Source organism: Pseudomonas fluorescens, assembly GCF_001623525.1.
GTDB classification, from domain to species: Bacteria; Pseudomonadota; Gammaproteobacteria; order Pseudomonadales; family Pseudomonadaceae; genus Aquipseudomonas; species Aquipseudomonas fluorescens_Q.
Window position 1 is genome coordinate 1707140 of the sequence record NZ_CP015225.1, and the last position, 24538, is coordinate 1731677.

Annotated in this window: 25 protein-coding genes and 2 pseudogenes; 15 read left to right on the forward strand and 12 right to left on the reverse strand. The window is 58.4% G+C overall.

The window, feature by feature from the left end; translation table 11 throughout:
- Positions 1 to 10 precede the first annotated feature (10 nt).
- Entirely contained in the window at positions 11 to 619 is a 609-nt protein-coding gene (locus TK06_RS07345; protein ID WP_063321503.1) for a LysE family translocator, read from the reverse strand.
- A 106-nt stretch (positions 620 to 725) separates the two neighbouring features.
- Here TK06_RS07345 and gcvA point away from each other — a divergent pair, with 106 nt between their 5' ends.
- From gcvA to TK06_RS07375, 6 genes are all read left to right on the forward strand, one after another.
- On the forward strand, positions 726 to 1631 hold the full coding sequence (gene gcvA, locus TK06_RS07350; RefSeq protein WP_063321504.1) for a transcriptional regulator GcvA: 906 nt from the start codon (positions 726 to 728) through the stop codon (positions 1629 to 1631).
- Positions 1632 to 1633: 2 nt separating this feature from the next.
- A complete protein-coding gene (locus TK06_RS07355; RefSeq protein ID WP_063321505.1) occupies positions 1634 to 2779 on the forward strand; it encodes an epoxide hydrolase family protein in 1146 nt (381 codons plus the stop codon).
- A gap of 472 nt (positions 2780 to 3251) precedes the next feature.
- Positions 3252 to 3533: a hypothetical protein gene (locus TK06_RS07360; RefSeq protein ID WP_063321506.1), complete on the forward strand. Its 282-nt coding sequence runs from the start codon at positions 3252 to 3254 to the stop codon at positions 3531 to 3533.
- A gap of 373 nt (positions 3534 to 3906) precedes the next feature.
- Positions 3907 to 4425, forward strand: coding sequence for an isochorismatase family protein (locus TK06_RS07365; protein ID WP_063321507.1), 519 nt, complete (start codon positions 3907 to 3909; stop codon positions 4423 to 4425).
- Positions 4426 to 4485: 60 nt separating this feature from the next.
- Positions 4486 to 4797, forward strand: coding sequence for an isochorismate lyase (locus TK06_RS07370; protein ID WP_063321508.1), 312 nt, complete (start codon positions 4486 to 4488; stop codon positions 4795 to 4797).
- A 308-nt stretch (positions 4798 to 5105) separates the two neighbouring features.
- The gene (locus TK06_RS07375; RefSeq protein WP_063321509.1) at positions 5106 to 5624 is read left to right on the forward strand and encodes an AidA/PixA family protein; all 519 of its coding nucleotides are present in this window, start codon (positions 5106 to 5108) and stop codon (positions 5622 to 5624) included.
- A 99-nt stretch (positions 5625 to 5723) separates the two neighbouring features.
- Here TK06_RS07375 and TK06_RS07380 read toward each other — a convergent pair whose 3' ends face one another.
- The 5 genes from TK06_RS07380 to TK06_RS07400 form a co-directional block, all read right to left on the reverse strand.
- On the reverse strand, positions 5724 to 7394 hold the full coding sequence (locus tag TK06_RS07380) for a hypothetical protein (RefSeq protein WP_063321510.1): 1671 nt from the start codon (positions 7392 to 7394) through the stop codon (positions 5724 to 5726).
- Positions 7395 to 7493: 99 nt separating this feature from the next.
- A complete protein-coding gene (locus TK06_RS07385) occupies positions 7494 to 7715 on the reverse strand; it encodes a formate dehydrogenase subunit delta (protein ID WP_063321511.1) in 222 nt (73 codons plus the stop codon).
- Positions 7712 to 10588, reverse strand: a complete 2877-nt coding sequence (fdhF, locus tag TK06_RS07390) for a formate dehydrogenase subunit alpha (RefSeq protein WP_063321512.1) — start codon at positions 10586 to 10588, stop codon at positions 7712 to 7714. The genes TK06_RS07385 and fdhF overlap by 4 nt, the downstream gene beginning before the upstream one ends.
- The gene (locus TK06_RS07395; RefSeq protein WP_063321513.1) at positions 10585 to 12144 is read right to left on the reverse strand and encodes a formate dehydrogenase beta subunit; all 1560 of its coding nucleotides are present in this window, start codon (positions 12142 to 12144) and stop codon (positions 10585 to 10587) included. The genes fdhF and TK06_RS07395 overlap by 4 nt, the downstream gene beginning before the upstream one ends.
- Complete coding sequence (locus tag TK06_RS07400; RefSeq protein WP_063321514.1) at positions 12138 to 12620, reverse strand: formate dehydrogenase subunit gamma; 483 nt, start codon at positions 12618 to 12620, stop codon at positions 12138 to 12140. Before TK06_RS07400 ends, TK06_RS07395 begins: the two co-directional genes overlap by 7 nt.
- Before the next feature lie 451 nt (positions 12621 to 13071).
- Here TK06_RS07400 and TK06_RS32400 point away from each other — a divergent pair, with 451 nt between their 5' ends.
- The 3 genes from TK06_RS32400 (at position 13072) to TK06_RS32410 (ending at position 15031) form a co-directional block, all read left to right on the forward strand.
- Positions 13072 to 13818, forward strand: a complete 747-nt coding sequence (locus tag TK06_RS32400) for a hypothetical protein (protein ID WP_153044826.1) — start codon at positions 13072 to 13074, stop codon at positions 13816 to 13818.
- Positions 13818 to 14258: a hypothetical protein gene (locus tag TK06_RS32405; RefSeq protein WP_153044827.1), complete on the forward strand. Its 441-nt coding sequence runs from the start codon at positions 13818 to 13820 to the stop codon at positions 14256 to 14258. The genes TK06_RS32400 and TK06_RS32405 overlap by 1 nt, the downstream gene beginning before the upstream one ends.
- 347 nt (positions 14259 to 14605) lie before the next feature.
- The gene (locus tag TK06_RS32410; RefSeq protein ID WP_153044828.1) at positions 14606 to 15031 is read left to right on the forward strand and encodes a hypothetical protein; all 426 of its coding nucleotides are present in this window, start codon (positions 14606 to 14608) and stop codon (positions 15029 to 15031) included.
- Positions 15032 to 15322: 291 nt separating this feature from the next.
- Here the strand turns inward: TK06_RS32410 and TK06_RS32965 are convergent.
- Positions 15323 to 15610, reverse strand: a pseudogene (locus TK06_RS32965) (LysR substrate-binding domain-containing protein); the annotation flags it as partial.
- Position 15611: 1 nt separating this feature from the next.
- On the opposite strand from TK06_RS32965, the pseudogene TK06_RS07410 reads away from it, so the two are divergent.
- Positions 15612 to 15926, forward strand: a pseudogene (locus TK06_RS07410) (alpha/beta hydrolase); the annotation flags it as partial.
- 18 nt (positions 15927 to 15944) lie between these two features.
- Here the strand turns inward: TK06_RS07410 and TK06_RS07415 are convergent.
- The gene (locus tag TK06_RS07415) at positions 15945 to 16496 is read right to left on the reverse strand and encodes a cytochrome b (RefSeq protein ID WP_063321517.1); all 552 of its coding nucleotides are present in this window, start codon (positions 16494 to 16496) and stop codon (positions 15945 to 15947) included.
- 280 nt (positions 16497 to 16776) lie between these two features.
- Here TK06_RS07415 and TK06_RS30685 point away from each other — a divergent pair, with 280 nt between their 5' ends.
- Complete coding sequence (locus TK06_RS30685) at positions 16777 to 16938, forward strand: DUF2986 domain-containing protein (RefSeq protein WP_080766468.1); 162 nt, start codon at positions 16777 to 16779, stop codon at positions 16936 to 16938.
- 23 nt (positions 16939 to 16961) lie between these two features.
- Here the strand turns inward: TK06_RS30685 and TK06_RS07420 are convergent, their stop codons facing one another.
- Complete coding sequence (locus TK06_RS07420; RefSeq protein ID WP_063325095.1) at positions 16962 to 17678, reverse strand: class I SAM-dependent methyltransferase; 717 nt, start codon at positions 17676 to 17678, stop codon at positions 16962 to 16964.
- A gap of 206 nt (positions 17679 to 17884) precedes the next feature.
- On the opposite strand from TK06_RS07420, the gene arsH reads away from it, so the two are divergent.
- A complete protein-coding gene (arsH, locus tag TK06_RS07425) occupies positions 17885 to 18619 on the forward strand; it encodes an arsenical resistance protein ArsH (protein ID WP_063321518.1) in 735 nt (244 codons plus the stop codon).
- Between the two features lie 97 nt (positions 18620 to 18716).
- Here the strand turns inward: arsH and TK06_RS07430 are convergent, their stop codons facing one another.
- On the reverse strand, positions 18717 to 19022 hold the full coding sequence (locus TK06_RS07430) for an NIPSNAP family protein (protein ID WP_039011797.1): 306 nt from the start codon (positions 19020 to 19022) through the stop codon (positions 18717 to 18719).
- A 217-nt stretch (positions 19023 to 19239) separates the two neighbouring features.
- Here TK06_RS07430 and TK06_RS07435 point away from each other — a divergent pair, with 217 nt between their 5' ends.
- The 3 genes from TK06_RS07435 (at position 19240) to TK06_RS07445 (ending at position 22001) form a co-directional block, all read left to right on the forward strand.
- Complete coding sequence (locus tag TK06_RS07435) at positions 19240 to 19533, forward strand: hypothetical protein (RefSeq protein ID WP_063321519.1); 294 nt, start codon at positions 19240 to 19242, stop codon at positions 19531 to 19533.
- 37 nt (positions 19534 to 19570) lie between these two features.
- Complete coding sequence (locus tag TK06_RS07440) at positions 19571 to 20137, forward strand: DUF6630 family protein (RefSeq protein ID WP_063321520.1); 567 nt, start codon at positions 19571 to 19573, stop codon at positions 20135 to 20137.
- 97 nt (positions 20138 to 20234) lie between these two features.
- A complete protein-coding gene (locus TK06_RS07445) occupies positions 20235 to 22001 on the forward strand; it encodes a S8/S53 family peptidase (protein ID WP_063321521.1) in 1767 nt (588 codons plus the stop codon).
- A 20-nt stretch (positions 22002 to 22021) separates the two neighbouring features.
- Here the strand turns inward: TK06_RS07445 and TK06_RS07450 are convergent, their stop codons facing one another.
- Positions 22022 to 22729: a class I SAM-dependent methyltransferase gene (locus TK06_RS07450; protein WP_063321522.1), complete on the reverse strand. Its 708-nt coding sequence runs from the start codon at positions 22727 to 22729 to the stop codon at positions 22022 to 22024.
- A 437-nt stretch (positions 22730 to 23166) separates the two neighbouring features.
- On the reverse strand, positions 23167 to 24495 hold the full coding sequence (gene tssI / locus TK06_RS07455; protein WP_063321523.1) for a type VI secretion system tip protein TssI/VgrG: 1329 nt from the start codon (positions 24493 to 24495) through the stop codon (positions 23167 to 23169).
- Positions 24496 to 24538: the final 43 nt, after the last annotated feature.

Consider the following 24538-nt stretch of genomic DNA (forward strand, 5'->3'; position numbering starts at 1 on the left):
CGTGTACTCGTCACTTGCTGGCAGACGCCATCAGCACGCCGAACCCCAGGAAGGTGATGCCCGACAGCTTGCCGACGATCCTGGCGCCCTGGCTTGAAGAGAGCCAGCCCCTGGCGCCATTGGCCATGAGCGCATAACCGGAATGCACCAGTACGACAAGCACGCTATAGGACAACACCAGCAAGAAGAACTGGCTGTAATAGTGATCCAACGGCTTGATGAACTGAGGGAACACGGCGAGGAAGAAAAAACCGGCCTTGGGGTTGAGCAACTGGATCGACAGCGCCTCGCCAAATCGCCGCCACGGGCGCGTGGACGTGACCGTGAGTTCGGGCACGAAGCGTTGGGTGCGCCACATCTTGATGCCCAGGTACAACAAGTACAGCGCGCCGATGTATTTCAAAAGCGTGAAGGCCGTCGCCGAGGCGGCCAGGATCAACCCCAAGCTGCTGGCGCAGATACCCGCCACGATAAACGCGCCCGACGCGATCCCGAAGATGCCCGGCAGTGCACCGCGCCAGCCATGGCGCAAGGCATTGGAAATCGTCAGCATCACACCGGGGCCCGGGCTGAGCACCGTCAGGGTCGCCAGGATCAGAAAAAGTCCGTAACCGGCCATGCATTACTCCACATTGAAGGCGAATTGCTGTGGCCTTCAGGGTGGCGTGGCACCGGGACGCTGACAAACGCTTTAATTGCGACTCATATGTGACTAAATTAGACGCATGATCGCCAACCTCCCCCCGTTGAACGCCGTCCGCGCCTTCGCCGCTGCCGCTCGCCACCAGAGCTTCAGCCGCGCCGCCGAAGAACTGCACGTGAGCCACAGTGCCGTCAGCCGCCACGTAAAGCTGCTCGAAGAGCGCTTGGGCGTGCTGCTGTTCGAACGTCGAACCCGTCAGTCTTTGCTCACGCCTGAGGGGAAGGCGTTTTACGAACAGGTCAGCGAGGCGCTGACCCAGATCGCCAATGCCGCCACCGCACTGACACGCAGTGCAGCCCAGCGCAAAGTGATCATCAACGTGCGCCCCTCCTTCGCGGTGCGCTGGTTGATCCCTCGGCTACCGGATTTCGTGGCGCTGCATCCGGACATCAAGCCCGAAGTGGTCACCAGCACCAGACCACCGGACCCGTCACGAGAACCCTTCGACGTAGTCATCCGCCGTGGACGCGCCGGATGGTCAGCCCATGTGCAGCCCACGGCATTGCTGGAAGACGACCTATTGCTGGTCGCCGCGCCATCATTGCTGCAAAGCGTGCCGTTGGAAAACACCCACGACCTGGCCCGGCACACATTGCTGTCGGGCAAGACCCGCAGCAGCGATTGGCAAGCGTGGACAGTACACGCGGGCATCAGCCCCTTGCACAACCCGCCAACCTTGCAATTCGACCACATGCACCTGGTGCTGCAAGCCGCCGTCGATGGGCTGGGCGTGGCGTTGTGTCCGGCTTCGCTATTGGGCAAGGATCTATCCAACGGGCGCCTGACCTGTCCGCTGCCGTCATTGCGCCTGCCGTTGTCTCGTTACTATTACGGTGTGTCTCGGGATGCCGCGGTTGACGCGCAGTTTTTTGTTGATTGGCTGTTTTCTCAGATCCGGCAGCCGGCCACCGCTCAACCGAAGGCGTAATCATGCTCATCGAGCCTTTCTCCATCGACATCCCCGACAGCGCCCTTGAAGACCTTCGGCACCGCCTGCTGAACGCAAGGCTGCCAAAGCCCTTGGCCGAGCAAGGCTGGAGCGAAGGCATGGACATGGATGTGCTACGAGAACTTCTCGCACATTGGTCGACCGCGTTCGATTGGCATGCCCAGGAAGCCGCGCTGAATCGCCTGCCGCAGTTTGTCACCCACATCGACGGGCAAAGGGTCCATTTTATTCATCAACGTGGCACCGGTCCGAAGCCGATGCCGCTCATCCTCACCCACGGCTGGCCCGGCTCGTTCATTGAGATGCAGCGCATCATCCCATTGCTGACGGACCCGGCCCGCCATGGCGGCGATCCTGCGGACGCCTTCGATGTGGTGGTGCCGTCGCTGCCCGGCTACACCTTCTCCGCGCCGTTCCAGCAATCCGGCAGGGGGCCTTACGAGGTCGCCGGTTTATGGGGTGAGTTGATGACGGGGCTAGGCTATGACCGATTTGGCGCCCAGGGTGGGGATATTGGTGCAGGCGTTTCGATGTGGTTGGGCGTGCGTTTTCCAGAGCGGGTGACCGGCATTCACCTCAATTACATTCCCGGTTCCTACCGCCCTCCCCTTGGCGAAACCGAGCCCACGCAGACAACAGCAGAAACCGCCTTCCTGCAACGTGCCGGGGCATTTGCCGATGCCGAAGGCGCCTACGCACACCTCCAAAGAACCAAGCCACAAAGCCTGGCCGTGGGTCTGAATGATTCACCGGCGGGACTCTTGGCGTGGATGGGCGAAAAGATCCTGTCCTGGTGCGATGACAGCCCCGCCATCGATCGAGAATGGCTGCTGACCAATGTCACGCTGTATTGGCTGACGAACTGCATCGGCTCGTCGTTTCGCCAGTATGTGGAAGGTGGCAAGCGGCCGTTGCTGTTCAACCCCGGTGAACGGCTGAAACCGCCGGTTGGGGTCGCGCTGTTTCCCAAGGAACTGCCTATGCCGCCGAGGAGCTGGGCGGAGCGATGCTGCGACGTGCAGCGTTGGACCACCATGCCCCGAGGTGGTCACTTTGCCGCGCTGGAGCAGCCGGAGTTGTTGGCGGGGGATATCAGAGCGTTTTTTCGGCCATTGCGTCAGGTGTGACGGCCCAAACTGGCCGTCCTAAAATTTCGTAGGAATTTCCCTCCCGTGGCGAGGGAGCTTGCTCCCGCTGGGTTGCGAAGCAGCCCCAAATCGGCCCCGCATTTCGCCAGACAGACCGCAGGCAACGGTTTTACGGCGGCTGCGCCACCGAGCGGGAGCAAGCTCCCTCGCCACAGGGGGCTGGGGCGTCCTACAGGTCGGTTGTGGGTGCCGGTATCGACTTCTATAGTTGGCTCGTCACCGGCTTTGGCCGGTGATTGGGTTTCGCAGCCCGAATGAACAAATCTAGATACCGTCAAATGAAATTCAGGCAAACTTGCCCGCTTTCATTTTATGGCGGTTGCGCGCGGGAGACTTTCGGGTCTGCCGAGTTTTAGATTCGTTCCTCGGTCTGCGAACCCTCGCGCAACTGCCACCCATATGACTCGCAGCAGAAAGGTGGCGATTCTTTCTATCGAACGAGTACAACCTTATGACAACGAATCAAGCATCTGCCCGCTTCACGCCTCTCACCCAAACCGCCACCACCCATCCCGTCCTGCTGATCGACACCCAAGCCCCACTCCCCGAACTCCACGCCTGTGCCAGCGAACGCCTGCACGCCACGCTCGATTACCTGACCTTGGTGGCGTGCAGCAGTCTGCGTGATTCGGCATCCAGTGACATCAACACCATCACCAACGTTGCTCGGATCCTGGTGCAGGATGTGGCGGATGTGTTCGGCGTAATCGAACAACGCGGACTAGAAGGCTAACCACCCCCTGTGGCGAGGGGATTTATCCCCGCTGGGCTGCGAAGCAGCCCCAAAACCAGGCACCGCGCTGCAACAGGTGAACCGCGCTGGCCGGTTTACGACTGCTGCGCAGCCGAGCGGGGATAAATCCCCTCGCCACAAAGTCCGTGTGCATCTACCTTTCGGAGCACCCTTGCCAAACCTGACGGCCAGAAGTTACTGTCAGGCCATGAATCTTTCTCCGATTGCCTCGACCACCACAACCACGACCGCCCAAGGCAGGTCGCCTGAGATGTCGTGAGTCGCTAACACACGAATCCCAAAGGCCCGCCAGTGATGGTAAGGGCCTTTTCTTTTGCCCTTGCGTCGCTGGCCCACACGCAAGGAAAGCACCATGCACGCGCTGTTGATTGTCGATATGCAAGTTGGGTTGTTTCACGGCCCCGATACCCCCTGGGCCGGCGAAGCGTTGCTGGACACATTGAATGGCCTGCTGCTCAAGGCCCGTAGAGCTGGCGCACCGATTTTCCTGGCTCGCCACGTAGGTCCGCCTGGCTCGCCCATCGACCCTGCAAGCCCGCTGACGCAACTGGTGCAGGAACTGCAATTGGAGGGTGACGAAATCATCTTCGAAAAAAACCGCCCCAACGCCTTCACCCAGACGGGCCTGGCAGCGCGGCTAAAGGCTTGCGATGCTGAAGGCCTGGTCATCACCGGTATGAAAACCCAGTATTGTATCGACAGCACCTGCCGAGCCGCTCGGGACCTGGGGTTCGACGCGGTCCTGATCGCCGACGGTCATACCTGTTCCGACACACCTGAATTGACGGCAGAAATGATCGTTGCTCATCACAACGCAACCCTGGCAGGCGCCTTCTGTCGTGTCGTTCGCGCTGAGGACTGGTGCTTCTAAACTCCATCAGAAGATCGGCTCACGTCGGGCCGGTCTTGTTCAACAAGCGGAGCTCACGGCATGGACCCGTTACAACCCTCACAATGCGCAAACATGGAGGACATCCGACGCGAAATCGATGCCCTCGACCAGGCCGTCATCACGCTGCTGGGCAAGCGCTATCAATACGTGCTCGCTGCCTCGAAATTCAAGACATCGGTAACTTCGGTACAGGCACCGGAGCGTTTGAAGGCCATGTTGGCGACACGACGCGAGTGGGCCGAGGCCGAAGGCTTGAGCCCGGATGCCATCGAGAAGCTGTACAGCGACCTGGTGCATCACTTCATTGCCGAAGAGATGAAGCGCTGGACGGCGAATCAAACCCACAACTGAACTGCGGTCGGTATGGCTCCCATCCTCCGCAGGATCAGAAGCAGTCACCGACAACGGCTGTGCGCCTTTGCCCTCTGAGACCCTCAGAAGACAACCAGAAGTCCGTTAAGAGATCGACCACGACAAAGGCAAATCAAAGGCTTGGTTGTGCTGCGCTTCGCTCCGTTTCGCCAGCGTCAAGAATTGGAAATTTGACACTACAAGGCCATCACCTATCGTTCCTCCCGAGACCGCACCCAGGGACCGGGTGGCCCGGACACCCTTTGCAAGGGCGGTCGTCAATGTCATTACTCTCAAGGAGCAACAACATGTCTGGAGCGACCCAAACTATTGATGTGCTCGTCAACGTTGACGCCGACTACCTGCTCGCCCACCCCAACGACGTAGGCGGCGCGATTGCCATGCTGGTGACCCGCAGTGCCGTCGACAGCCATGCCACCGGCAACACCGGCGAAGGCGGCAACGAGTTGTGGTTCGACGTAAACCCCGGTGACATCATTCGTTGGCGCGCCACCACGCTGTCGCGCAACTTCGACCGCATCGCCTTGATCAAAAACGTCCTGATCGGCGACCCTCATCAGGGCGGTGATTACAAGGGCACCATCTCGACCCCGCAATCCTTCAATATCCCAGGCATTCCAGTGCCCTATCTGGACAATGGTGCCCCCGGAGGCATTGCCAAGACCGATGTGACCTATACCATCTGGCAGTCCACTGCGCTGAGCCCGGGAAAGCTCTGGTACCAAATCGTCTTCGTTCTGCTGGACCGTAACCTGAACCAGATTGGCCCAACCAACACGTGGGACCCGTACATCACCGTCAATTGACTGTTCGCTGAGTTGTAAACAACCCTGGCCGGCTTGCTATTCGCCATGACGATGCCGGCCAGGGTTGCCTATCAACGCACTTGCGCTTCCCTCTTCAACTCATGGCAACATCTCAAAGGTCGCCGTCTGGGTCACCGGGATCATCACCCCTGGCGTGGTCACGACCAATTGATACTTGCCAGTAAGCAAAGTGTTTGCAGGATAGCTGAAGCACGACACGCTGGAGGTGGACTTACCCGGAACAATAGCCACGCTCTTGATCGGCGTAGGCGCAGCAGTCCCGTTCAATTGGTAGAACGAATATTGGGGGGTGCTGACCGGCTTGGCATGCGTAAGGCAAAACGAGTCGTTCTTGGCTGAAGGCGCGAATCGACCCTTGGCATCCAGGGGGGAAACGAAAGCTATCCCACTGCGGCTCTCTTGCTCGGCCTGCTGGGCCGCATCCAGGGCCGTCCGGGCACGTTCATAGTCGGCACTCTTCAACAGCGCACTCGTCTCTTGCCTGTTGATGTATTGGACGGCTTTCTCTGCCTCGATCAACGCACGTCGCCGTCCCCAGAGCACGTCATCGCCACCCTTGCGGACCGCAAACGACACCCAGGTCTTGCCTAGGAACGTCTCGTTCTTGCCGCGCTGTTGCAGACTGTGATTGGCGTACTCGATCTCTCCAGCCTGGATATCCTCCAACGACGCACCGTCTGGCGTGTCAGTCCAACCGCGACGCATGGCGGTGGGCACCAACATCAACGTATCCCCCAGCCAAGCCAGCGGGTTCTCTTTATTGCCACGATTCGTCAAATAGAAATAACAATTGGTGGGGGCACAGCGCTCCTGGTTGATCAGCACATAATTCCCAGGCCTGAGCGCCAAGACCGAGCCGTTATCTTCCAATGCCTCATCGTCGGGGCCAGCCACCAGATCCACGTCGATCTGCAACACAATATCGTCTTTGTTGAGGGCCAGCAGACTCTTGGCGACTTCTTTGGCAAATACTTGCTCAGCGGCTGTTATCGGATTGGCCAGGGACAATGTCTTACTGGCCGAGCCGATAAAATCGAGAAATGCAGCGGAGTCTTCGTTCTCGCCCTGGTCGTATTCCAGTACGGTCAGTTTCATCGACAGGTGATCAGACTCAAGCTTTTTGGGGCCGTACAACAATTTATTCAGCAGGTTCGGCTTGGCGTTATCGGCGACCCCAAGGTACGGCCCAAGTACTTTGGTCACCGTTTCGCTTTTATTCTCGCCCCCCACTTCGGTGAACTCGGCAACGATCACGACTTCGTTCACCCCACCGAGATCCTTGAGGTATTTAAAGTAAGCATCCGTCAAATAGACAGCGAACACATCGCCACCGTTGCCGTTGCTGTCAGGTTTACGAATGGCGCCAGCTTTATCGGCGCTGAAGATGTCACCATCGATACGCAGGCGCTCGGCTTTCAAATTGCGGATGGCATCCTGGAATTCTTTTCTTGCTTGCTGCGTTTGTGCATCGGTAGCAGCGAGTTCGGCGGAGGTCGCCCCTTTTTTCACAAGGGCAGCGTGGGCCTCCTGGGCTTGTTGCCACTTGAGCTTTAGTGCTGCTGCATCTTCGAACTGCTTATCGACGACGGTCGAGGGACGAGCAGGTTGAACCTTGAAAAGATGCGCCGTTCCTGTTGGAACGGCGCAACCCGCGATGAAGAGTAACAATCCACATACCAATGTGAATCGAGCGCCGAAGGCTACGCGCAACGCCTTCCCTACCTGAACCGGTGCGTTTTCGGTGAACATCCCTTTCCCCTAGTCGTTGCTGGCACAATGCCTTGTCTCGGAGAGTAGGACAGCCACCTGATCAGCGCAACGCAGATAACTTGACGCCAGTAAAACGCGCTAGGTCGTCTCCTCCGGCTCCGCCAGTGCCTCCAGCACCAGGGGGTGCAGGACGGCCCCCGGATGCATCTGCTGCCAACCCTGCAACTGCCGGCGCATGCCCGGCGTCCAGAAGCTCTTGATGTGCTGGCGCACGCCATTCACCGCCAATGTATGATCCGGCTCGGTGGCGAAATACTGGGCGATCTGGTTGGCCATCTTTATCAAGCTGTCAGAGCTCATCGACGCACCTCCGCTTTCTCGGCATGACGACGTTCCCTGAGCAAGCGGCTTTGTTCATCACTGAAGGCCTGGTAGCGCTTCTGCCATTCCGAAGGCTGGCTGACCCGCACGATCTCGACCGCGGTCACCTTGTATTCCGGGCAGTTGGTGGCCCAGTCGGAGTTGTCGGTGGTGATCACGTTGGCGCCCGATTCAGGGAAGTGGAACGTGGTGTAGACCACGCCCGGTGCCACCCGCTCGGTCACCTTCGCACGCAGCACCGTCTGCCCGGCACGACTGCCGATGCCCACCCAGTCTTCGTCGACGATCCCGCGGTTCTCGGCGTCGGTTGGGTGAATCTCCAACCGGTCCTCCTCGTGCCAGGCCACGTTGTCGGTGCGTCGGGTCTGGGCGCCAACGTTGTACTGGCTGAGGATGCGTCCGGTGGTCAGCAGCAGTGGATAGCGGCTGTTGACCTTTTCCTCGGTGGGCACGTAGCCGGTGAGCATGAAACGGCCCTTGCCACGTACGAACTGGTCAATGTGCATGGTCGGCGTACCGTCCGGCGCGGCATCGTTGCAAGGCCATTGCAGGCTGCCGTGACGATCCAGTTCGGCGTAGCTGACGCGGCTGAAAGTCGGCGTCAGGCGGGCGATTTCATCCATGATTTGCGAAGGATGGTTGTAGTGCATCTTGTAGCCCAGGGCGTCGGCCAGGGCGATGGTGGCCTCCCAGTCGGCCTTGCCGGCCAGTGGATCCATCACCTTGCGAACGCGGGAGATGCGACGTTCAGCGTTGGTGAAGGTGCCGTCCTTCTCAAGGAACGAGCTGCCCGGCAGGAACACGTGGGCAAACTTGGCCGTCTCGTTGAGGAAGATGTCCTGGACAATCACGCATTCCAAAGCGGACAGCGCGGCCGTCACATGCTGGGTATTGGGGTCGCTCTGGGCGATGTCCTCGCCTTGGCAATAAAGCGCCTTGAAGGTCCCGTCCAGCGCGGCCTCGAACATGTTCGGAATACGCAGGCCCGGGTCGGGTTGCAGGGTCACGTTCCACGCCTGTTCGAACTGGGCGCGTACGGTTTCGTTGGAAACGTGCCGGTAGCCGGGCAGTTCGTGGGGGAACGAACCCATGTCGCAGGAGCCCTGGACGTTGTTCTGTCCGCGCAGCGGGTTCACCCCGACACCTTCGCGACCGATGTTGCCGGTGGCCATGGCCAGGTTGGCAATGCCCATGACCGAGGTGCTGCCCTGGCTGTGTTCGGTGACGCCGAGACCATAGTAGATGGCGGCGTTGCCGCCGGTGGCGTAGAGCCGTGCCGCGGCGCGGATCTGCTCGGCAGGCACGCCACACACCGGGCCCAGGACGTCGGGGGAGTTTTCCGGCTGGCTGACGAAATCGCGCCAGCGCGCGAAGTCCGCCGCCTCGCAGCGCGCGTCGACAAAAGGCTGGTCAATCAAGCCTTCGGTGGCAATCACATGGCCCAACGCGTTGAGCATGGCCACGTTGGTGCCCGGACGCAGTTGCAAGTGCAGCTCGGCACGGGCGTGAGGCGAATCCACCAAGTCGATGCGCCGCGGGTCGATGACGATCAGCCGTGCGCCCTGGCGCAGGCGGCGCTTGAGCTGGGAGCCGAACACCGGGTGCGCGTCAGTCGGGTTGGCGCCCATCACCAGGATGACGTCGGCTTTCATCACCGAATCGAAATTCTGGGTGCCGGCGGACTCGCCCAAGGTCTGCTTGAGGCCGTAACCGGTAGGCGAATGGCAAACACGGGCACAGGTGTCGACGTTGTTGTTGCCGAAGGCGGTGCGTACCAGTTTCTGCACCAGGTAGGTTTCTTCGTTGGTGCAGCGGCTGGAGGTGATGCCACCGATGGAGTCACGCCCGTACTTCAGCTGGATGCGGCGCAGCTCGCTGGCGGCGTAAGTGACCGCCTCATCCCAACTGACTTCCTGCCATGGGTCGTTGATGTGCTTGCGGATCATCGGCTTGGTGATGCGGTCCGGATGCGTGGCGTAGCCCCAGGCGAAGCGGCCCTTGACGCAGGAGTGGCCGTGGTTGGCCTGGCCGTTCTTGTCCGGAACCATGCGCACCAGTTGTTCGCCTTTCATCTCGGCGCGGAACGAGCAACCCACGCCGCAGTAGGCGCACGTGGTAATGACGCTGCGCTCCGGCTGGCCGATCTCCACGACGCTCTTGTCGATCAGGGTCGCCGTCGGGCACGCCTGCACGCAGGCGCCGCAGGAAACGCACTCGGAATCGAGGAAGTTGTCACCGCCGGCCGCTTCCACCCGGGAATCGAAGCCGCGTCCGGTAATCGTCAGGGCGAAGGTGCCCTGGATTTCCTCGCAGGCACGCACGCAGCGGTTGCAGACGATGCACTTGCTCGGGTCGTAGTCGAAATACGGGTTGGAAACGTCCTTGGCCTCAGCCAGGTGGTTGGCGCCTTCGTAGCCGTAGCGCACTTCGCGCAGGCCCACCTGCCCCGCCACGGTCTGCAATTCGCAGTTGCCATTGGCCGGGCATGTCAGGCAGTCCAGCGGGTGGTCGGAAATGTACAGCTCCATTACGTTGCGCCGCAGCGTGGCGAGCTTGGAGGTTTGCGTGCGCACCACCATGCCTTCGGTTACCGGCGTGGTGCAGGACGCGGGATAGCCGCGCATGCCGTCGATCTCCACCAGGCACATGCGGCAGGAACCGAACGCCTCCAGGCTGTCGGTGGCGCAGAGTTTGGGGATGGTGGTGCCGAGCAAGGCCGCGGCACGCATGACCGAGGTGCCGGAGGCGACGCTGATTTCACGCCCGTCGATGGTCAGGCTGACCTGCACGTCGCTTTCACGCGCCGGGGTGCCCAGGTCGATGTCGGTGCTGGGATCGAAGATGTTGATCATTGGTCGGCCTCCGTGGTCGCCAGACCGAAGTCGGCGGGGAAATGCTTGAGGGCGCTGGCGACAGGGTAGGACGTCATCCCACCGAGGGCACAGAGCGAACCGTATTGCAGGGTGTCGCACAGATCCTGCAACAGCAGGGCCTGTTCCTGACGAGCACCGGCTTCGGTGCTGGCGATCAAGCGATCCACCACTTCCACCCCACGGGTAGAGCCGATCCGGCACGGCGTGCACTTGCCGCAGGATTCCTCGGCGCAGAACTGCAAGGCGAACCGGGCCATCTGGGCCATGTCCAGGCTGTCGTCGGCGACCACCACACCACCATGGCCAAGCATCGCGCCCATGGCGGCGAACGCCTCGTAGTCCAGCGGCGTATCGAATTGCGAAGGCGGCACCCAGGCCCCCAACGGCCCACCCACTTGCGCGGCTTTCAGGGGGCGACCGCTGGCGGTACCGCCGCCGTAGCCTTCCACCAGTTCACGCAGGCTCAGGCCGAAGGCGCGCTCCACCAGACCGCCCTGACGGACGTTGCCGGCCAGTTGGAACGGCATCGTGCCCAGGGAACGGCCCATGCCGAAGTCGCGATAGAACTGCGCGCCCTTCTCCAGGATGATCGGCACCGAGGCCAGGGTCACCACGTTGTGCACCAGCGTCGGCAGCCCGAACAGGCCTTGAATCGCTGGCAGTGGCGGCTTGGCGCGAACCGTGCCGCGCTTGCCCTCGAGGGATTCGAGCAGTGCGGTTTCTTCGCCACAGATATAGGCGCCGGCCCCGACACGAACCTCAATGTCGAAGGTGCGGCCGCTACCGCTCACGTTCGCCCCCAGATAGCCGGCGTCGCGAGCAATGCGCAACGCATCGTTCAGCGTACTGATGGCGGCCGGGTATTCCGAACGCACGTAGATGTAGCCCATCGTCGCGCCTACGGCGAGGCCGGCGATGATCATGCCTTCAATCAGCAGGAAGGGGTCGCCCTCCATCAACATGCGGTCGGCGAAGGTGCCGGAGTCGCCTTCATCGGCGTTACACACGACATACTTCTGAGCACCCACGGCATCGCGCACCGTGCGCCACTTGATGCCCGCCGGGAACGCCGCACCGCCACGACCGCGCAGGCCGGAATCCAGCACGCTGGCGACCACGTCAGCGCCATCCATCTGGATGGACCGGGCCAGGCCCTGGAAACCGCCCTGGGCACGGTAATCGTCCAGGGACAGCGGTTGTGTGATGCCGGCGCGCGCAAACAGCAGGCGCTGCTGGCTCTTGAGATAGGGAATCGCCTCCACCGGCCCCAGGGCCAGCGGATGGCTGCCGGGATCGCCTGTCAGCGCATCCAGCAGGCCCGGCACATCGGCCGGTGTGACAGGGCCAAAGCCCAACCGGACGCCGGCGCTTTCAAGCTCCACCAGCGGTTCCAGCCAATAGAGGCCACGGGAACTGGTGCGCAACACCGTCAACGGTAGCTGTCGACGCTCAGCCTCAAGGGCCAACGCATCGGCCACCTTGTCCGCGCCCACGGCACGGGCTACCGAATCGCGGGGGATACAGAGCGTCAGCATGCGCCCTCCTCCCTGCAATCATTGACCAACTGACGCAGACGCTCAGGCGTGATCCGCGCATGCAACTCCCCGTCCAGCTCCAGGGCCGGCGAGCAGACGCAGGCGCCCAGGCAATAGACCGGCCGCAGGCTGATGCTTCCATCGGCGCTGGTACCGTGATCGTCCAGCGCCAATTGCTCGCGCAACTGCGCAGCCAGGGTCTCGGCGCCCATGCTCTTGCAGGACTCGGCCCGGCACAGGCGCAGGGTATGGCGCGCCGGCGGCGTGGTGCGGAAATCGTGGTAGAAGCTGATGACCCCGCGCACTTCAGCCTGGCTGAGGTTGAGGGCGTGGGCGATCTCCGGGACGGCGCTGTCGGGGACATACCCGCAGCCTGCCTGGATGGCATGGAGAATAGGCAGCAAGGCACCGGGGGTGTCCTTTTCGCGCGCAAGCACGCTGTGGATCAAAGGCAGGTGAAGCGTCTCATCGGGCATAAACGTACCTCGGCATCTCGAACGACACCACCGCATAGCGGCAGCCGTCCGGAGTCTTGGCTGCGGCGTTCGGCCCACGTCACGGTCGCGTGGCACATCCGATCGCCATTCTCGCTCTCCGGCCAGGTGTCTTTGGCGCACCTGGTCCGGGGCATCCTCACAGCTTGCCACTCCCGGGGGTTGGCGATTGCACATGGACGACGAAACGTGTTCTGAAAGCGACTAGGCGTGAAAAGTTGCCCTGCGTCCGCGGGAAGTCAAATACACAAGTGAGTGTAGGCGACCCGCAGCGATCGGTGGCTATTGGTCGTTTTCCTGACTGGCAGCGTGGCGAGTGCTTTGTTGGATCACAACACAAGGTTACAAACACACTATATATGTATCGTTTTCACAGCGTCGCACCAAGAGATCATCAAGGGAGTTTAAAACCTAAAAACCGCAAGGACGCCCAATGTTGCCCAAAATACTCGCCTCATACTCTCTGACACTCTCACTGCTTGCCACTAGTTTCAACACAACAGCAGAGGAATATTACTGGCATATTCAACCGGAAGCTTGGGATTGGCAGGGACCACAGAAAAATCATCTATACCCAGAACAAGCCTGTCGATTTCTGCACGAAAACACTGAGTACGAAATGTATGAATACGGCTCTGCCACTCCCACCTCAAGGGAAAACCAATGGACCTGTAACCTTTTCTATGGTGACGGGCCCGATGACAATCTAGCCATATCGATATACCGGCATGGCAACTCATGCGAAGGCGGGAAAGCTTTTAATAACTTCACCGAACAATGCGAAGCCCAAGGGGTGGACAACAGCTGCCCTTCAAGCCTAACAACATGGCGGAATCTTTATGCACCAGACTATGTCTCCGCCGAGGCAAGTGCTTACATGATGACATGCAGTGTGACTTATACCAGATACGGTGACGGATTTTGTGGCTGCGGTGTTACACGCGGATACCCGAGCAGTGGGTTTGGCATAAATGCATCGGCTGGTTTTCTTCTATCTCCACTCACACCATCAAAACTTCAGTTGAATAACTATTTGACTGGTTATGGAGCATCGACTAGCTATTACTACGGCTTTGGCGGCGCTTTTGCTGGAAACGCTGCCGGCGCAGCAATTAATATCGGAGTTGGGATTGGTGGTGCGATAACTCCTGGGTCAGTTAACAGCCAGACAAACAAATAATGAAGAAAAAAGCAAGCAACAACCTTATCCTGTCGGCCAAAGCTATTCTTGTCTTGATTGTCCTATCCATTGTTTTTTATTGGACCACTGCTCAAAGAGAGCAAAAAAATAGCTACGTTAATATTTCAGTGCTTATTCGCGAAGTTGAAAAAATAGCTCCTCCTGACGGCGCTGCACTCATAAACGAATCGAGCAATCATAAGGTGAGCACAGCAATAGCTTCAAAACGATACAAGACCTCACTGACTCAAAGCCAGGTTTTTGATTATTACAAATCAGGTCTCGAGTCAACTGGATGGCATCCGATAAATGGTAGTGGCCTCATCAGCGAGTACTGTAAGGGCACATTGCATGCAGAGGTTGAGTTCAACCCAGACCTAGGCTTCTACACGCTCTCTGTAATTTGGCGGCAGCGAGTTGCCGCCAAATGTAGTGCCTAATTCTATTTAAAAATCAGCAACCTGTGACAAGAGTTTAGTTTTGCGATACTCATCTGCGTTAAAACAGCTTTGTGCACGCTCTTCAGACAAGGCGGACTAGGCTCTGTACGAAATCAGCTGAAACTCATTTGAACCCAGCAATCGTCGGGACTCAAAGTCCGCGGCCATCAAAGACAGGAACCCACGATGGCCAAGCGATACGAAACTCCCGACGCAGCCTGGGACAAAGGCAAGCTCTGAAGGTGCATACCATTAATACTATTCTTAAGTTGTCGAAAACATTAGCAGCACTGATTGCTCTGGCAACTGTGTTTTTTGCGGCCGCTGGACTCAGGTACCAGGAACCCGTGAACATTGAACGTGTTTGCGAGGACTCTCCACCCCCACTAATAAACAACTTCAATAGCTGCAGCCTTGTTGATCAAACATTGGATTTCCTTGAAGCGGAAGACTACAAACCTGTACTCCTAGAAAGCTCAGAAAAGAACAGCGGCCTTCTTCGAAAAAAATTCTCTTTAAAAATATTTGAAGTACCCAACTACAAAATGAACAATAGCACCGGCCCTGCGCAATTCAGCTTTATAAACGGACGGTTATTTGCCACATCCTACTTTCCGAAAGCATCAGACACCGTATTCGAAAGGCGTCCAACTAGTAAATCCGAGACATTGACCGTAAAACAACTGACCAACCACCAAGGGTTGAAATATATATCATGGTCAAACAATCATCTTGAAGCCTATATCACTTGGTGGATATCGAGATTCTCATGAGGCTAGCATTTGAGTTACTAAACGTTACGGCTTGCCCCAAGCCGCAACGTTTCTTTAGAGGTATTTGAGCGCCCGGTTTCAATGCAACAGCAGTTCTTACCGGCCCATAGATCTCCAAGAAAAAAGGACTCCCGTCTCGTCACAAAAGCAACACATCGTTAGCAGAATACCTACGCCGAAATGAAACTATTGAAGAGAATCAGGGCAGTGATCGTTGGGATCATCCTCCTGACGCCCCTTCTCATGGGAGGCGTGACTTCGGACTTGCTGCAAGCGGCCACTACACTTCGCGCCTTCTTGCAGGTACGGTTCAAACTCTTCTTCAGGCAGGTAAGCAACGGTCAGCCCGGCCACTGCCGCCTGCACGATATGAGTCGACGCGTTGAAAATGAGCTGGCCGTCAACTCACACGCTCACCTGCTTGCCTCGACGCTCAAAGTCCCAGACATAGAACCCGTCTGATGTTTGCATGCGCTGGTTGATACACCGATGGCTCATCAGATCGTGGAGGGCCTTGGGAATGGCGTGGGCAGCGAAGTACGCTTGCGAAGCGACGACAGCCATCCGCAATGGAGGGCCTCGCACCCCGCGCGGTGAGTTCACGCCATCGAGCTCGTCCAAAGACCTGACCACGCACCCGACGCTGACAAGCAACGTCAAGTTCATGAATTTTTATCCCCTCAATGACATCGAAACCATTTCGCCTCATCCGATGTTATTCATTGCTGGCGCCGATGCGCACTCCAGGGAGTTCAGCGAGGAGGCTTACAAACTCGCCGGTCAACCCAAGGAACTTGTCATCATTCCCGGGGCTGGCCATGTCGATCTTTATGATCGGGTCGACCTCATCCCGTTCGATAAGCTGACGAACTTCTTCCAGAGCCATCTGAGATGACAAGAGACGGGAAAGTGGTCAAGAGCGGTTTCGCCCCGGCAGCATCCGGACGAGGGTATTGTCACGCACCCAGTAGTGATGAAACAGTCCCGCCGCCGCATGCAGGCCGATCAGCCAGTAGCCACTGCTGCCGAGTAACTCGTGCCAATACTTGAGCTGTTTGGCCAAATCGGGATCCACCGCCACGGGGGCCGGCAAGAAGAATCCGAAGTACGGCACGGGTTTACCGCCGGCGGCCAGCATCAACCAGGCCAGTACGGGTGTCGCGATCATCAAGCCATACAGGGCCGCATGCATCAGGTGGGAAACCCCCGTCTGCCAGGCTGGCGGCGCGGGTGTGATGGGCGGGCGTGGTGTCAGGCGCCCGAACAGACGAACCCAAACCAGCGCAAAGATGCTCAGCCCGAAGAGCCCGTGCAACCCCAGGAACAGGCTTCGCCCGGTGCTGCCACGGGGCAACAAACCCTTGATCTCGATACAGGCATACACACCGACGAACAGTGCCAGCATCAACCAGTGCAGGGTGATCGACAGTTTTCCATAACGGTTTACGGCAACATCGCGGGTCATGACACGCCTCGTGAAAGTCTGACGGCTGGCGACTCATTCGCCAACCCCGATCCGGTCGCTGGGAACCGATGCTGCCAACTTGCAGGCAAAGTCTTAAGGCAGTCTGAAGACCGACATTTCAAGAAGTTTTTTACCTTCAAACTTCGGCGATCCGGTTAGAGCCCCCAAATAACTCGATCATTATCGAGCACCGCGTGAAGTCCATAGCCAAGTCAGGAACAAGCCTGGAAAAACGGAAAGCTGATACCATCCGGAAAATTGACATGCTGAGCAGAACACCATGAATCGCCGCAAGAAAATAAACCAGTTATTGAAGGCTAACGCCAAAAAAGCCAGTGCCAAGCTAGCCCCCAAAAACAAGACTCAATACATCAGCAAAGCCGACCGACTGAAGCTGGCGGCCGAAGCCAGCGACGCCCCCATCACGCCGCCGGAAAGCTGATCCACGTCGCTGAAGTTCCATCCTCAGGCCGTTTTACACGTTAACCAGGCGCTCCAGAAAAGACTGCTGAAGAACCGGGTAGCACTGCCGAATCCCGTATCACTCAACAGTTTTTGAACCGCAGCCTCGGAATGTGGAGGATCGGCGCCTTGAAGAATCTTGCCAAGCTTGACCGTCACTTCTTCCGGGCTGGCGCCATGCTGTCGCCACCGTTGCCCCCAGGCCGCAAGGAGTAACGGTTGACTGGCATACGCATATTGGTTCCCAGCGACAATCAGCGGCGCCCCCGGCTTTAGATGAGCCTGGATGGACCGCAATATTTTCGACTTGGCTTCATCCCCATCGAGATGATGGAGTACACCGATCAAGGTGGCAGCATCGTACGATCCGTTGGCTACCAGGTCTTCAACATGCCCAAGATGCATGGCGGTTCTTCCGAGCAAGTTGTTTGCGGCTAATTGCTGCTTCGCGGCCTCCAGCATAGGCTCGGACGGATCGACGGCAGTGAAGCACCAACCCGGCTCCAGCTTGGCCATTGCAATGATCTCTTGCGCCGTACCGCCGGCGCCCACCACCAGTATTTTCGCCGAGCCCACATCCCCAAGGGTCGCCGCCAGCATGCACGCTGCCAGATCCTGGCAGGCGTCGTATCCCGCGAGCGCAATGCGGCTCTGCCGGCCGTACTCGTTGGCCCGTGAGGTATCAAATTTTTCCGCTGCATTAAACGAGGATGATTTCAAAGCGCAGTTCTCCATGTGCTGAAATCAAACTACGCCTCGCTTAGGAATAATAAAAATTCATTAATTTCATGCTCAGCATTCCCATAAGGAATATCGTTTTCCATCGGCAGCATTTTGCGCAGTCAGCCAATTGCGACTTGCGATAAACATATGGAAATACGAATATGCCTTTTTCCATATGTTCTGGACCGAATTGGAGCTGTGTAATGACTGAGTTCTCCAGCGAAACCCCGCATGACTTCCCAAATCTCGACCTGTCACTCTTCGATGTACCCACAGCGGAAAAACTCGCAAAGGGCGCAGAACCAGAACATAAACCGCGCATACTTTTACTGTATGGATCAACCCGCGAGCGCTCTTTCAGTCAGTTGCTGACCCGCGAAGCGGCGCGCCTGCTGGAGCTCATGGGCGCCGAAACTGCGATCTTCGACCCGTCCGGGCTGCCATTGCCGGACGATGCGCCCGTCGATCACCCCAAGGTGCAGGAACTGCGCGACCTGGTGATGTGGTCGGAAGGCCAGGTCTGGTGCTCGCCAGAACGCCACGGCTCGATGTCGGCGGTGTTCAAGGCACAGATCGACTGGATCCCGCTCGCGCTGGGCGCGGTTCGTCCTTCCCAAGGCAAGACATTGGCGGTGATGCAGGTATGCGGCGGCTCACAATCCTTCAACACGGTGAACCAACTTCGTGTGCTGGGGCGTTGGATGCGCATGGTCACGATCCCCAATCAATCCTCCGTCCCCAAAGCCTTCCTTGAGTTCGACGAAGTCGGGCGCATGAAGCCATCGCCCTATTACGACCGGGTCGTCGATGTCATGGAGGAACTGATGAAGTTCACCTTGCTGATGCGCGGCAGAGAAACCTATTTGGTCGACCGCTACTCCGAGCGCAAGGAAAGCGCCGAAGCGCTCTCCAAACGCGTTAACCAGAGATCTATCTAGGTGCAGCGATAGTGATAGGTTCTTCGGTGTGATGTAGAACTTTAACGGACGTTAGCTCATGGCTTGAAATCTGGCATTGATTCAAGCATCCACCCGCTCAATCCAGGACAGGGCGCAGGAAACTACGCTCATAACTCAGAATGAATCGTTGTTCCGTCGCCTGGGTCACCAATTCAACGCACGCTGGATCCTGTTCGGCTTTCCTTCGATAGTTTTCGTAGTCGGCCAGGCTGGCAAAGCTGAACAGGCAGTAGGCGATGTTGTTGGCGCCTTCGGCGGGGAGAAAGTAGCCATGATGGACGCCCCCCATTCGGGTCACCACTTCGATCCATTGGCGCGAGTAGCTCTCGAAAGCAGGGATCTGGTAGGGGTCAATGACATACCTGACATGGCAAGTAATCATGGGCTCAATCCTTTGAAAACTAAAAAAACGGATTCTACACAGGATATGAGGCATGTCGTCGATGATTGCCATTGGCCGAACAACTTCGTTGCTCGCTCCCGCTCATCCCCCGGATCATTACTTCCCTGTCAGGATCGAGCGCTCAAAAAACAAATGCGGCGCTTGCTATCGCAGTGCCTGACGCCCGCGATCAATCATCAACCAGGATCGAAACACCATGGATGAACGCCAAGCAACCATCAAGAACAAGATCCACGCCGTGGTGACGAGCGGCGAATCCGACGAGATTACCTATCGGTCAGAGTGGCTCGGTTACCTGCCCTTCCCGGTTTTCCGATGGGTTGAATATCAGGGTGAAAGTTTTTCCAGCGATTTCCCCTTTGATTGGACCCTTGAGGATCTGGCGAGTCTTGAGTGCACAGGGTTCTTGGAAACACTGGAAGCTTATGAAAACCCGGAAGACAGTTTTGATCGAGATATCAGGTATCGCGTTCATGTTGGGCGCGTGTAACGGTTGGCTGGAAAAATGAACAATTCAAGGAAAGGACATGGGCATTCTTGATCGCTTGTTCGGCGGCCGCTTTACGCTGCCGCCGCCGGAGGAAACGACCGTCAGCGACGCGGCGATCATGCGGGAGCTGCATCCCTATCGCTCCGAGCTCAAGGCATTTGCCCAAGCCATATTGGCCCGCATGCCGGAAAACGAGCGCACCAGGCTGGTTCGGCGCGTGCTGCGCCTATACGACTCGGGCCAGGAGCCAGTCTCGGCACTGGTGGAAGGATTGCTGGATACAGACCGGGGCCAGAAACTCGAACACTTGGCTTTGCTCGGCGTCGACTGGAAAGGCTTTGATGGTTTCGAATACCTGGCGCCTTACCTGGTGAGCGCTAGCGGGGTGAAAGAGGCTTACACCTATCGGCACGAGGGCACGCTATCGATGCCGGAGACGCTGGCCAGTTTTGACCAGTGGCTGGCGGCATTCGACAAACGCTACCTGCACCTGGACTCTGGTGGCGACGAATATGTGGGATTCATCGCCGATACCGACCAGGTTGAAGCCATGATCGAGCTCGCGCGGCAAGCAGGTGTTGAAGTACGCCTCGATAGCTTCTGAACGAAGAGACGTCATCGCTGGGTAGCGTTATCCCGCTGAACAAAGCGAGCAAGGTAACAGTCGGAGCAACAAGACCCTCGGCAAAGAAACCTGGCTCATGCCCCTACGATCCGCTGCCCTCGCTACGTTGTTCTCTTTGGCTGCCAGCGCGGCGGTCGCAGTGCCTGAACCGCTGCGCCTGGAAAGCCTGAAACGCTGCGGCGACCTGCTGCAAAGCCAGCGCCAGGATTGGTGCCTGACCGTGCGCGGACTGGGCAACGCAACGCCGCAACTGAAACTGGGCGCCAAGGTGATACCGGCAGACACGATCCAACGCGAAGGGGACAACCTGCGCTTGCGCCTGGACAGCACCGACTACCAGAGCGGCCCGCTCTCGCTGCAGGACGGCCCACGCGCCAGCAATGCCGCCTGGCTGACGTTACGCAACAGTCACGTACTGGCCGCCGGAGCGGACGAAGTAGCGAAGAACATGGATGGCCTGACCACCTACATCGACCTGGTCAGCGTGCTGATCGAGGAAGACCGTGACGGCCGCCAGGAAGCCGAGCGCCTGGCCCGCAAGTATGGGGCAACGGTGGTCGGCAGCATCGCGCCGCTGAACCTGTACCAACTTCGCCTACCGGCCAAGGACCTGGTGCAGCGTGACGCCCTGGTGTTGCGCCTGGGCAGCGAGACCAGCGTGGACGCCGTGGTCATCGAAGAGTCCTCGGCCGAAGAAACCGAGCAAGCCGCAGCCCATCCTGAAGAACCGAAGAAGCCTGCCCTGGACTCCGATGAGTGGGCCGCGAATCGCTTCCTCGACGCGGTGAATTATTACCAACGACGCATTCCCGCACGACAGCCGCCCATCCAGCCGCAACCGGTACGCATCGGCCTGATCGAGCGTGATGTGGATTTCGACACGACGGACTTCGCAGACTACCTCGGCGCCTGCTCGCCGCCGCGCACCTGTGTCTACGCCCGCGATGCAGACAAGCCGGACAACCATGGCACAACCGTCGCCGGCATTCTCGCCGCGCGCTGGGACGATAACGGCAACACTGGTTTTCTCCGTGGCCTGGACAAAGCCAGCGGCGGTTTCGAAGTCATCGTCGAGCGGAATTCCGATGCCGGGATTACCGCCAACATCGCCGCCTCCGTCAACCTCGTGGAGGACGGTGCGCGCGTGCTCAACTGGAGCTGGGGCATCCACCGCGTCGGCGCCAAAGACATCAAAGGCGATGAGGTCGACTCGCTGCTGCGCTCGGGCATCGCCATGGGCGGATATGAGGAGTTGCTGGAGGAATTCTTCCTCTGGCTGCGCAAGGAACATCCCGACGTCATCGTGGTGAACTCCGCCGGCAATGGCGCTTCGTTCTCGGGCAGCGACGAATACCGCCTGCCCTCCTCCTTCATCACCGAACAATTGCTGGTGGTCGGCGGGCACCAGCGCAGCGAGCATACCGACGTCGCCATCGACGACCCGGCCTATGCAGTCAAGCGCAGTTCCTCGAACATCGACATGCGCGTCGACATCACCGCCGCCGCATGCGCCCACGCCTCGACGACCAACGCCGACCAGCAAGGCGCAGTGCATTGCGGCACGTCCTACGCCACGCCCATGGTCGCAGGCCTGCTGGCGGCGATGCTGTCCATCAACCCGCAACTGCAACCCGAGCAACTGCGCATGCTGCTACGCCGCAGCGCCATGACCATCGGCGACAACCACGACTTCGAACAGATGGACGCCGAAGACCTCACCGCGCCTATCCTGCCGTCGGAGCGTCGCTATCAACTCAACGACAAAGACGTCGGCCGCTCAGCGCGGCTGGACATGCAAAAGGCCCTGGACCTGGCCGCACAAAGCCGCGACCGCGTGCGTTGAAAGCCTAGGTCACGTCTAACTCAAGACGATGTCTGCTTGCGCGGGCAGAACCAGCCATGCATCAGCCCCGCCTGGAAGAACTGTACCGGAGCCTCGAACCCAGCGGTCTCGATGAGACCGGCGACCTGCTGTGTCGGCAAGATGGCCACGTCGCGGGCGTAGGCGGCACGAGCTCTGGCCAGCATCTCCGGCTGTACGCCTGCCGAGGACATCAGCGTCATCCAGTTGCGCAGCAGTGCCTCATAGGCAGGTGATTCGATGTCAGCGGCGAGGTCAGCGTTTGCCAGTATTGCGCCCGGCTTGAGCCGGCCCGCGATCTCGTGAAAGAAAGTTTTGCGGGTCTGTGGCTCGAGCAAAAATTGAGACACCAGAAAGCAGGTAGCGCCGTCGTGCTCAGGCTCGGCAGGTAGCGCGTCGAGGTAACCCTGGTGAAAGCTGCAACGCGAGAGGAAGCCTTCTTGTACCGCCTTCTGCCGGCAGATATCGAGCATGGCGTCCGAGGGGTCAACCGCGGTGAAATGCCAGCCGCGGTTCTGCTTGGCCAGGTGGACCAGTTCCGCACCGGTGCCCACGCCGACACAGAGAATCCGGGCATTCTCCGGTAAGTCAGCGAATACGGCGTCGAGCAGGGTGTACAGGGCATCACGAATAGGCGCCATTCCCGCCCATTGCTTGTCGTAGCTGGCGGCCTGCTGGTCGAATAGGGCCTTGAGTTCTTCATTGCGCATGGAGAGCACCTTCCTTTGCGTCGTGATGGGATGTACCGCGATGGATGTGGCTACGCTTTGAGTATCCCAGGGCTGTCAAGCCCCATAGGTGTCGAAGGTCCGCACCTTTTCATAGCTCCCGCGCGCCCTCACGATCACATCCTTTTTGGAAAGCCCGGCAGCCTGTGCGAAGGCCATCACATGTCCCCCCCCACTCGTATTCACACGCCGTGCGAGCACAAACCCTATCGATGACGAGTGCTTTCTGGCGAATGTCAGCAACCAATAGCGACTACTACTGCATATCAAAGGCTGGCGTGGCTCGATACAGGTCACACAACGCAAGCACGAACGAAAGCTAGCCAACTTTTGCAGTTTGGTTCGAACAGGTCTGCATAAACCTTGAGTAGAGTCTACTGGATCAGCAACCCATGCCTAAGACATAAAAAGCAGCACACTCAACGACAACACAAGCAACCGCCAACCACCGGCTGATCAGGATCGTTCTCAAGAAATGTGACCACGACTTTCATGCCCATCCGAGGCGGCCCAATCTCACAACTCCAGTCGGTGGCTCCCTTCAGCCAACAATGACTCTTGTCGTCAAATCTATCTTCACGGTCCCAGGGGAACTTGACCTTGATCTGCCCGAAGCACCGATCATTCTGGATCCCCTCGCCTTCTGAAGCGACAACTACAGCGGTCTGCATGCTTGGCACCTGAGGTTTCTTGTGGGCCAACGGCGGACGATAGGAAACATTCCACGGAAGAACGACAAAGCGGTTGCGGTAACCCTGATGAAAGTCATCTTCGTTTAAAGTGTTGCCACGAGCGACGTTCTCACCCAATACCTGTGGTTGCCGGCCTTCGTGGATGACTTGGGTCAGTAGCCATAGGGTGTTCCACTCCTGGCGCGGATGGCCTGAGATTTCCAGCACATGGCCGCTGACTAACCGAGTCTGGTCACTTTGCCCTTCAGCTTGTCGATAGGCCGCATGGCGGCGCTCCATAGTCCGAAGACGTATCTGCTTGCCGTGCTCATGACCGGTATAACGCTGCGAACTGTCATCTTTTTCAATGTCCAGCTGTTGCTCGAAATCATAGTTGCGGTGCGAGATACGACTGGTGAGCTGTCCCAGACGCAGGTTGATGCGTTTGATCAGGGGTTCGTCGGCCACCCTATCGCTCTCATGCCGATAAGCAGTGGGTTGGCCAATACTGGGAAAAACCGACTGATCATCGCCAAAGACCAGCACGTGGCCTTGAGTGCTGTGTTGGAAGTGAAAGTGGATACCCTCTTCTTCGCACAAGCGCTGAATGAAGTGCAAATCCGTTTCGTCGTACTGGGTACAGTAGTCACGCTCGGGGTAGGTCGCCCCCAGATGAAACCGATAGGCGTCGCCCAGAATGCCGTGCTCTTCCAGTATCAAGGCGACGATTTTCGGCACCGAGAACTGTTGATAGATCCTCTGGTTGATGCGATGGCGCAAGTAGGCCAGGTGCGGTACGAGGGCCAGCCTGTAGCGCGTCAAACACTCACCGTTACTGCTGTGAGCGATGTGGTAGACCCGTCCATGAATGCCGTTGCCCTTCGAGTCGAAGGTCAGAAAAGCTTCTACGTCGAAGAGGCTCTTGAGATCAAGGTCAGACCGCTCGCTAACAAACTCCACATTGAAGAGGTAAGGCCTGCTGATCGCCTCTTTTCCAGTGAATGCGAGCACTTGAAAATCGTGCTCAAAACCTTCGATGGTCAAACTGAAGTGCGTTTGATTGGCTGGGCTGAACATCCGCTGTTCTCTTCTTACATAAGGCGGCGCAATGGACCGGAAG

What these genes read in the sequence shown, in the direction of transcription:
- TK06_RS07345 (WP_063321503.1), bottom strand. Translation starts at nt 619, where the DNA reads ATGGCCGGTTACGGACTTTTTCTGATCCTGGCGACCCTGACGGTGCTC.
- gcvA (WP_063321504.1), top strand. Translation starts at nt 726, where the DNA reads ATGATCGCCAACCTCCCCCCGTTGAACGCCGTCCGCGCCTTCGCCGCT.
- TK06_RS07355 (WP_063321505.1), top strand. Translation starts at nt 1,634, where the DNA reads ATGCTCATCGAGCCTTTCTCCATCGACATCCCCGACAGCGCCCTTGAA.
- TK06_RS07360 (WP_063321506.1), top strand. Translation starts at nt 3,252, where the DNA reads ATGACAACGAATCAAGCATCTGCCCGCTTCACGCCTCTCACCCAAACC.
- TK06_RS07365 (WP_063321507.1), top strand. Translation starts at nt 3,907, where the DNA reads ATGCACGCGCTGTTGATTGTCGATATGCAAGTTGGGTTGTTTCACGGC.
- TK06_RS07370 (WP_063321508.1), top strand. Translation starts at nt 4,486, where the DNA reads ATGGACCCGTTACAACCCTCACAATGCGCAAACATGGAGGACATCCGA.
- TK06_RS07375 (WP_063321509.1), top strand. Translation starts at nt 5,106, where the DNA reads ATGTCTGGAGCGACCCAAACTATTGATGTGCTCGTCAACGTTGACGCC.
- TK06_RS07380 (WP_063321510.1), bottom strand. Translation starts at nt 7,394, where the DNA reads ATGTTCACCGAAAACGCACCGGTTCAGGTAGGGAAGGCGTTGCGCGTA.
- TK06_RS07385 (WP_063321511.1), bottom strand. Translation starts at nt 7,715, where the DNA reads ATGAGCTCTGACAGCTTGATAAAGATGGCCAACCAGATCGCCCAGTAT.
- fdhF (WP_063321512.1), bottom strand. Translation starts at nt 10,588, where the DNA reads ATGATCAACATCTTCGATCCCAGCACCGACATCGACCTGGGCACCCCG.
- TK06_RS07395 (WP_063321513.1), bottom strand. Translation starts at nt 12,144, where the DNA reads ATGCTGACGCTCTGTATCCCCCGCGATTCGGTAGCCCGTGCCGTGGGC.
- TK06_RS07400 (WP_063321514.1), bottom strand. Translation starts at nt 12,620, where the DNA reads ATGCCCGATGAGACGCTTCACCTGCCTTTGATCCACAGCGTGCTTGCG.
- TK06_RS32400 (WP_153044826.1), top strand. Translation starts at nt 13,072, where the DNA reads ATGTTGCCCAAAATACTCGCCTCATACTCTCTGACACTCTCACTGCTT.
- TK06_RS32405 (WP_153044827.1), top strand. Translation starts at nt 13,818, where the DNA reads ATGAAGAAAAAAGCAAGCAACAACCTTATCCTGTCGGCCAAAGCTATT.
- TK06_RS07415 (WP_063321517.1), bottom strand. Translation starts at nt 16,496, where the DNA reads ATGACCCGCGATGTTGCCGTAAACCGTTATGGAAAACTGTCGATCACC.
- TK06_RS30685 (WP_080766468.1), top strand. Translation starts at nt 16,777, where the DNA reads ATGAATCGCCGCAAGAAAATAAACCAGTTATTGAAGGCTAACGCCAAA.
- arsH (WP_063321518.1), top strand. Translation starts at nt 17,885, where the DNA reads ATGACTGAGTTCTCCAGCGAAACCCCGCATGACTTCCCAAATCTCGAC.
- TK06_RS07430 (WP_039011797.1), bottom strand. Translation starts at nt 19,022, where the DNA reads ATGATTACTTGCCATGTCAGGTATGTCATTGACCCCTACCAGATCCCT.
- TK06_RS07435 (WP_063321519.1), top strand. Translation starts at nt 19,240, where the DNA reads ATGGATGAACGCCAAGCAACCATCAAGAACAAGATCCACGCCGTGGTG.
- TK06_RS07440 (WP_063321520.1), top strand. Translation starts at nt 19,571, where the DNA reads ATGGGCATTCTTGATCGCTTGTTCGGCGGCCGCTTTACGCTGCCGCCG.
- TK06_RS07445 (WP_063321521.1), top strand. Translation starts at nt 20,235, where the DNA reads ATGCCCCTACGATCCGCTGCCCTCGCTACGTTGTTCTCTTTGGCTGCC.
- TK06_RS07450 (WP_063321522.1), bottom strand. Translation starts at nt 22,729, where the DNA reads ATGCGCAATGAAGAACTCAAGGCCCTATTCGACCAGCAGGCCGCCAGC.
- tssI (WP_063321523.1), bottom strand. Translation starts at nt 24,495, where the DNA reads ATGTTCAGCCCAGCCAATCAAACGCACTTCAGTTTGACCATCGAAGGT.